Raw genomic sequence first — 5,363 nt, forward strand, 5'->3', positions numbered from 1 at the left:
ATGAAGATCCGCCAGTCGGACCAGCTCTTGACAGAAGGCATGAAAATGATGTCCTTTATCGGTTTCGTTATGCTTTCAGCTGCTGGGTTTGCAGCTGTAATGAATGCTACAGGAGATGTAGAGAGTCTTGTAAAGCACAGTGCAGAGCTCATCGGAGGAAATACGGCAGCGGGTGTCCTGATGATGCTGCTGATCGGCTTGCTTGTAACGATGGGTATTGGGTCATCATTCTCTACGATTCCAATCATCACAGCGATTTTCGTACCTTTGTGCGCCGCACTAGGTATGAGTGAAATGGCGACGATCGCATTAATTGGTACAGCAGGGGCACTGGGAGATGCTGGTTCACCGGCTTCTGACAGTACACTCGGTCCGACATCAGGTCTCAATGCTGATGGACAGCATCATCATATTTGGGATACATGTGTCCCAACATTTCTTCATTACAATATTCCGCTCATCATCTTCGGCTTTATCGCTGCGATGGTCCTGTAAGGAGTATAAAAAAAAGCGCCTCGGCGCTTTTTTTTATGGTCATTAATTATGCGGCTTTTCTGCTGCTGTAAGATGCTGGGCGTGATTTAGAAACTGCTTTAAAGATGCGTGGAGCGATTAGAGCAGTCAGAACCGTTAAGAAGGCGTCTTTCGGGATAAAAGGAAGCATCCCTTGCCATGTTCCAAGATATGTGACACCTTTAACACCCATCCAAGTCGATAATGCCACATACAAATAAGATGTTCCGATTACGTAGTTTACGATAAGACCTGCAAACGCAGCGGCAAAAAATACAGCTAGGCTTGGCTTTCCTGCTAACTCAACAATTTTTCCTGCTGCGTAGGCAGCCAGGATAAATGAAACGATAAACCCGAATGTCGGTCCGACAAGAACATCGAATCCTCCAGAAAATTTANNTTGTGATGTTGGCACCGATCGCCATAAGTGCTACAAACAATGAAGCAAGTGTTAAATCAAGCGTTCTTAGTTTCATAAAAAGTCCACCTCGTGTTGTATTTGTCAATAAAAGTACATTTAAATCGTATACGAAGGAAAAGTTTATTGTCAACCATAAAATTTTTTTGGTTAACCTTAGCCGGAATGGATTTTGCTGAACGAAGAAAAACTATTTGTAGAAAAGGAGGTAATACAAATGGAAAAAAGAAAACATGCGAAAGATGCAGCTGCAAAAAACAATACTACACCTACAGAAAGCATGACGAGCGTAGAACATTCTCATGAAACTTTCGCTGACAGCCTGCCTGAAAGAGACACTCAAAGCCCCCGTTCAAAAGGAGAATAACAATAAAAGAGCGGCTGCCTTATACACGGCAGCCGCTCTTTTATTGTTGTGAAGCTTCAAATGACAGGTCCGGCATCCAACGGCTCATATGACGCTTCATCTCTTCATAAACAGGTTTCTTTTCAGGAAGCTCGGCCAGCGGCCATATAACAAATTGGTTGTCTACATAAGTAGGAATAAACGAAGGAGAATGCACGTCAATCTTCGACGTAGCCCCCTCGGCAGTCTTTGTCACAGATATGTTCACGATGCCGCCTAAATCCTTATAATCCCTGCGCTGGCCGGAAAGAAAATTGCCGAGAGAATAGGCTACAAAAGCTTTGGAACCATCAAGGCTTGTCAGCCATTTTACGGGCTGCAGCACGTGCGGATGGTGACCGATGATGATGTCAGCTCCGGCATCGGCTGCTAGCTGGGCGATTTTTTCTTGTTCGTTATTCGGCAGCCTTTCGTACTCGTTGCCGAAGTGGAGACTGACAACTACTGTATCAGATAGCTTAGCCGCTTCATTGACCTCACGTTTTATCCGGTCCGGATCGATTAAGTTCACCAGGTGATCTTTTCCTTTTGGCACTGGAATGCCGTTCGTTCCATACGTATAGCTCAGAAATGAAAAAGTGATTTTGTTTTTAGTGATCAGTCTCAGATTTGTCCTATCCTCAGGAGAACTGTACGCCCCTGTATATTCCATTCCAATCTTGTTCCAATGATCCAATGCACTTAAAATAACTTTTTCTCCCCGGTCCAAAGTATGGTTGTTCGCTATCGTTACGAGGTCGACTCCATTTTCTTTTAGTGCATCGCCCACCTCTGCCGGTGAGTTAAAAGAAGGATAGCTCGAAAGCCCAAACTCCACTCCGCCGATCATCGTTTCCTGGTTAGCGATTGTAATATCACTTTGCTCTAGATGGTTTTTCACTTTTGCGAACATATGGTTGAAACTGTATGTACCATCTGGTCTTGATGCTTTGTTGTATACCGTATCGTGAATTAAAATATCTCCTACGGCGGACAGAGTCGCTGTTGTCACTTCAGGTTTCGGCTCTGGCGCCGGTGCTGGCTTTTGGCTCTCTGCCGGTTGTTGTTTTACTTTTTTAATCTCTGCCGGCTTGGCTTTCTCCCCCTCAGTCTGATTGCTGTATTGCTGATAAAAAATAAATGCGCCAAAAAAGAAAAGAAGAAAGATAGCGGTTGAAATGAATATCCTTTTCATATGGCACCCCCTTATGTTTAATACTAGGCAATAAGGAAGGAATAGCCAATCCTTTTTTAGAAAGTTCTTCAAAAAGAACAAAAAAGTGTTGATTTCGTTCTTTTTAATGTTATATTAATAATAGATATCGTTCTTATTGAAGAACGAACTAAGGGAGGCAAGCCTTTTATGATTAAAGATGATCATCATAGGTATATCGGCTGTACAGGCCGGCAGACTGTAAGACTTCACTATCGCAGTGATAATGTTTGTGAATTATATATCAACGGAGAGTTTAAAGGACTTGCCCCTTTTGATTACACAGCAGATAAGGTCAGGCAGCTTGAAAAGAAGTGGCTCCATGCTAACAGGAACATTCAGCCATATAAGTTTAAAGACATTAGGCCATTTATAGATATAACAGTATAAAAAAAAGCCCCGCGGCTTGGCCGCTGGGCTTATTTTTGTGCGTTTTTCCATCTATTGAATTCAAGAAATTCTTTAAATTGTTCTTTGCTGACGCCAGAGCCCATCGCCTCTTTTACGAGATCAGCCCACTCAGCATCAAGTTCTTTTTCATTAACCTCAGGCTTATCATTCAGAAGGTTCTCGACTGGGATATCAAGAACGGAAGAAAGCTTTTCTAACAGCTGAACGGAAGGGTTCTGCTGAATGTTCCTTTCAAGTGAACTTAAATATGATTTCGCGATTCCTGCTTTTTCGGCAAGTGCAGATAGAGAAAGTCCTTTTTGTTTGCGGTATTTTTTTACGAGTTCACCGATCATCTGTATCCCTCTTTTTTACTAGAAACGTTTCATCCATTATACAATTGGCATCATTTTCTGTAAATAGAACAAAAGTGGGGATTAAATCGGTTGTGTTTCTAATAGCGCAGCATCATTCGAAGTGCAGCTGCTTTGGAGAAAATAGCGGATTTCCTCCATCGTCAACCCTATTTCTTTTGCTTGCAATAATAAATCTACCCATTCATCATCCAACTGCTCTAGTATAAGAGTTGTCATATTCTCCTCCTGAAATGTTTCCAGGTAATCCAGCCGTCTTAGCCACACACCTTAGACCTGTGATTTTGCGTCCATGCTTTTCAACATGTTTGCCCTTTTCTGAATGGATTTTTAACATGAAGCATAAGCCGAAGTATGTACAGTTAATTAGTACCCTTTTAGTATAGGACTTAATACCTTCAAAGCATGTCGGAATGTGTTGCGGCAAAAATAAATATTCCGCTAATATTCGAGTTTATTTGATACCCTTTTTAATTTTATATACTATTAAGATATATATAAGATGGGAGTTGGAGATCTTGATCGAGAAAAAGAATGCGCTTTCATTGGATGAGCAGGACGTGTTAAAAGATTTTCGCAAAGAATTTTTTCTGCCTCACGATAAAATGTATATGGATGGAAATTCTCTGGGTCTTTTGTCGAAAAGGGCGGAGAGAACATTATTGGATTCACTTGAAGACTGGAAAACGCTTGGCATCGATGGATGGATGAATGGAAACCATCCTTGGTTCACCCTAAGCGAGAAAATCGGAGAAGAGCTATCGGAACTTATCGGTGCTTTGCCGGATGAAGTAATGGCAGCCAGCTCTACTACTGTCAACCTTCATCAGCTCGTTTCAAGTTTTTATAAGCCAGAGGGGAAGAAAACAAAAATACTGGCTGATGAGCTGACATTCCCTTCAGACATTTACGCCCTGCAAAGCCAGCTGCTCATCAAAGGATACAACCCAGAAGATCATTTAATACAGGTTGCCAGCTCAGACGGGATGACACTTTCAGAAGAAGATATTATATCGCAGATGACAGATGAGGTTGCGCTGATCCTTCTTCCGTCAGTCCTTTACCGGAGCGGACAGCTGCTAGACATGAAGCGGCTGGCAAAAGAAGCACATGCCCGCAGCATCGTCATTGGATTTGATCTGTGTCATTCAATTGGAGCCGTGCCGCACCGTTTGAGCGAATGGGGAGTGGATTTTGCGTTCTGGTGCAATTATAAGTATTTGAACGGAGGTCCCGGAAGTGTTGCCGGCCTTTATGTAAACAATCGGCATTTTGGAAAAAGGCCGGGTCTTGCAGGCTGGTTTGGATCGGATAAGAACACTCAGTTTGATATGGAGCATACTTTCGTCCCGGCCTCTTCAGCCGGTGCCTATCAAATTGGGACACCTCATGTTTTAAGTACGGCGCCGCTTATCGGTTCTCTTGAAATATTTAAAGAAGCGGGAATTGAAAGAATTAGAGCCAAGTCGCTTCAGCTGACTCGTTTCCTTATGGAGCTCGTACAGCAAGAGCTGCTGGAATTCGGTTTTGTGATCGGAAATCCTGATGAAGACAGCCGTAGGGGAGGACATGTCGCACTGCAGCATAAGGAGGCGGCAAGAATCTGTAAAAGCTTAAAAGAGCTGGGTGTCATACCAGATTTCCGCGCTCCCGATGTGATCCGCCTTGCTCCTGCGGCATTGTACACCTCATTTGCTGATGTGTATGAAACGGTAAATGTGCTGAAGAGAATCATGCAGGAGAAGCATTATGAGAAATATGAAAATACGCGTGAAGTGATCGCTTAAAGGAGAGTTTCATGAAAATTTATGATATATCCATGCCGCTGTATAATGGCGTCCCAGGCTGGCCGGGTGACACACCTTATTCATTCAGCCTGGCATGGACGAAGGAGGATTCTGGCTCAGTTAATGTGGGGCAGATAAGCCTTAGCACCCATACAGGCACACATGCTGATGCTCCGTACCATTTCAGTGAAGATGGGATAAAGATGACGGATCTTCCTCTTTCGCTCTATGTTGGACGGTGTTCGGTCATTGATGCGTCCTCAAACGAATCTGTCAGCGCGGC

General features: G+C 43.3%; 9 protein-coding genes and 1 riboswitch. Of the genes, 5 read left to right on the plus strand and 4 right to left on the minus strand.

Features of this window, described 5'->3' with window-relative positions; all coding sequences use genetic code 11:
• The coding region (locus tag CGZ90_RS13965; protein ID WP_133063600.1) for a Na+/H+ antiporter NhaC family protein at positions 1-495 on the plus strand (495 nt) is incomplete at its 5' end.
• A 46-nt stretch (positions 496-541) separates the two neighbouring features.
• Here CGZ90_RS13965 and CGZ90_RS13970 read toward each other — a convergent pair.
• Positions 542-928: a biotin transporter BioY gene (locus CGZ90_RS13970; protein WP_338032245.1), complete on the minus strand. Its 387-nt coding sequence runs from the start codon at positions 926-928 to the stop codon at positions 542-544.
• 220 nt (positions 929-1,148) lie between these two features.
• On the opposite strand from CGZ90_RS13970, the gene CGZ90_RS20780 reads away from it, so the two are divergent.
• Complete coding sequence (locus tag CGZ90_RS20780) at positions 1,149-1,298, plus strand: hypothetical protein (protein WP_165766863.1); 150 nt, start codon at positions 1,149-1,151, stop codon at positions 1,296-1,298.
• A gap of 40 nt (positions 1,299-1,338) precedes the next feature.
• Here CGZ90_RS20780 and CGZ90_RS13975 read toward each other — a convergent pair whose 3' ends face one another.
• Positions 1,339-2,511 carry a CapA family protein gene (locus tag CGZ90_RS13975; RefSeq protein WP_094253150.1) on the minus strand — a complete coding sequence of 391 codons (1,173 nt, stop codon included), beginning with the start codon at positions 2,509-2,511 and terminating at the stop codon, positions 1,339-1,341.
• Between the two features lie 168 nt (positions 2,512-2,679).
• On the opposite strand from CGZ90_RS13975, the gene CGZ90_RS13980 reads away from it, so the two are divergent.
• Positions 2,680-2,919, plus strand: coding sequence for a hypothetical protein (locus CGZ90_RS13980; RefSeq protein ID WP_094253151.1), 240 nt, complete (start codon positions 2,680-2,682; stop codon positions 2,917-2,919).
• Positions 2,920-2,948: 29 nt separating this feature from the next.
• Here CGZ90_RS13980 and CGZ90_RS13985 read toward each other — a convergent pair whose 3' ends face one another.
• Both CGZ90_RS13985 and CGZ90_RS13990 read right to left on the minus strand, forming a co-directional pair.
• Positions 2,949-3,275, minus strand: a complete 327-nt coding sequence (locus CGZ90_RS13985) for a helix-turn-helix domain-containing protein (RefSeq protein WP_094253152.1) — start codon at positions 3,273-3,275, stop codon at positions 2,949-2,951.
• Between the two features lie 81 nt (positions 3,276-3,356).
• The gene (locus CGZ90_RS13990) at positions 3,357-3,512 is read right to left on the minus strand and encodes an anti-repressor SinI family protein (protein ID WP_094253154.1); all 156 of its coding nucleotides are present in this window, start codon (positions 3,510-3,512) and stop codon (positions 3,357-3,359) included.
• 20 nt (positions 3,513-3,532) lie between these two features.
• Positions 3,533-3,616: riboswitch (cyclic di-GMP riboswitch) on the minus strand.
• A gap of 195 nt (positions 3,617-3,811) precedes the next feature.
• Here CGZ90_RS13990 and kynU point away from each other — a divergent pair.
• Together kynU and CGZ90_RS14000 are read left to right on the plus strand one after the other, a co-directional pair.
• Positions 3,812-5,080, plus strand: coding sequence for a kynureninase (gene kynU / locus CGZ90_RS13995; RefSeq protein WP_240515442.1), 1,269 nt, complete (start codon positions 3,812-3,814; stop codon positions 5,078-5,080).
• 11 nt (positions 5,081-5,091) lie between these two features.
• The coding region (locus CGZ90_RS14000; protein WP_205727409.1) for a cyclase family protein at positions 5,092-5,363 on the plus strand (272 nt) is incomplete at its 3' end.

Source organism: Fictibacillus aquaticus (assembly GCF_002245695.1).
Taxonomy (GTDB): domain Bacteria; phylum Bacillota; class Bacilli; order Bacillales; family Fictibacillaceae; genus Fictibacillus; species Fictibacillus aquaticus.

Excerpts from the sequence above, each read along its gene's own strand:
- CGZ90_RS13990 (WP_094253154.1), bottom strand. The coding sequence starts at position 3,512 with ATGACAACTCTTATACTAGAGCAGTTGGATGATGAATGGGTAGATTTA.
- CGZ90_RS20780 (WP_165766863.1), top strand. The coding sequence starts at position 1,149 with ATGGAAAAAAGAAAACATGCGAAAGATGCAGCTGCAAAAAACAATACT.
- CGZ90_RS13985 (WP_094253152.1), bottom strand. The coding sequence starts at position 3,275 with ATGATCGGTGAACTCGTAAAAAAATACCGCAAACAAAAAGGACTTTCT.
- CGZ90_RS13975 (WP_094253150.1), bottom strand. The coding sequence starts at position 2,511 with ATGAAAAGGATATTCATTTCAACCGCTATCTTTCTTCTTTTCTTTTTT.
- CGZ90_RS13980 (WP_094253151.1), top strand. The coding sequence starts at position 2,680 with ATGATTAAAGATGATCATCATAGGTATATCGGCTGTACAGGCCGGCAG.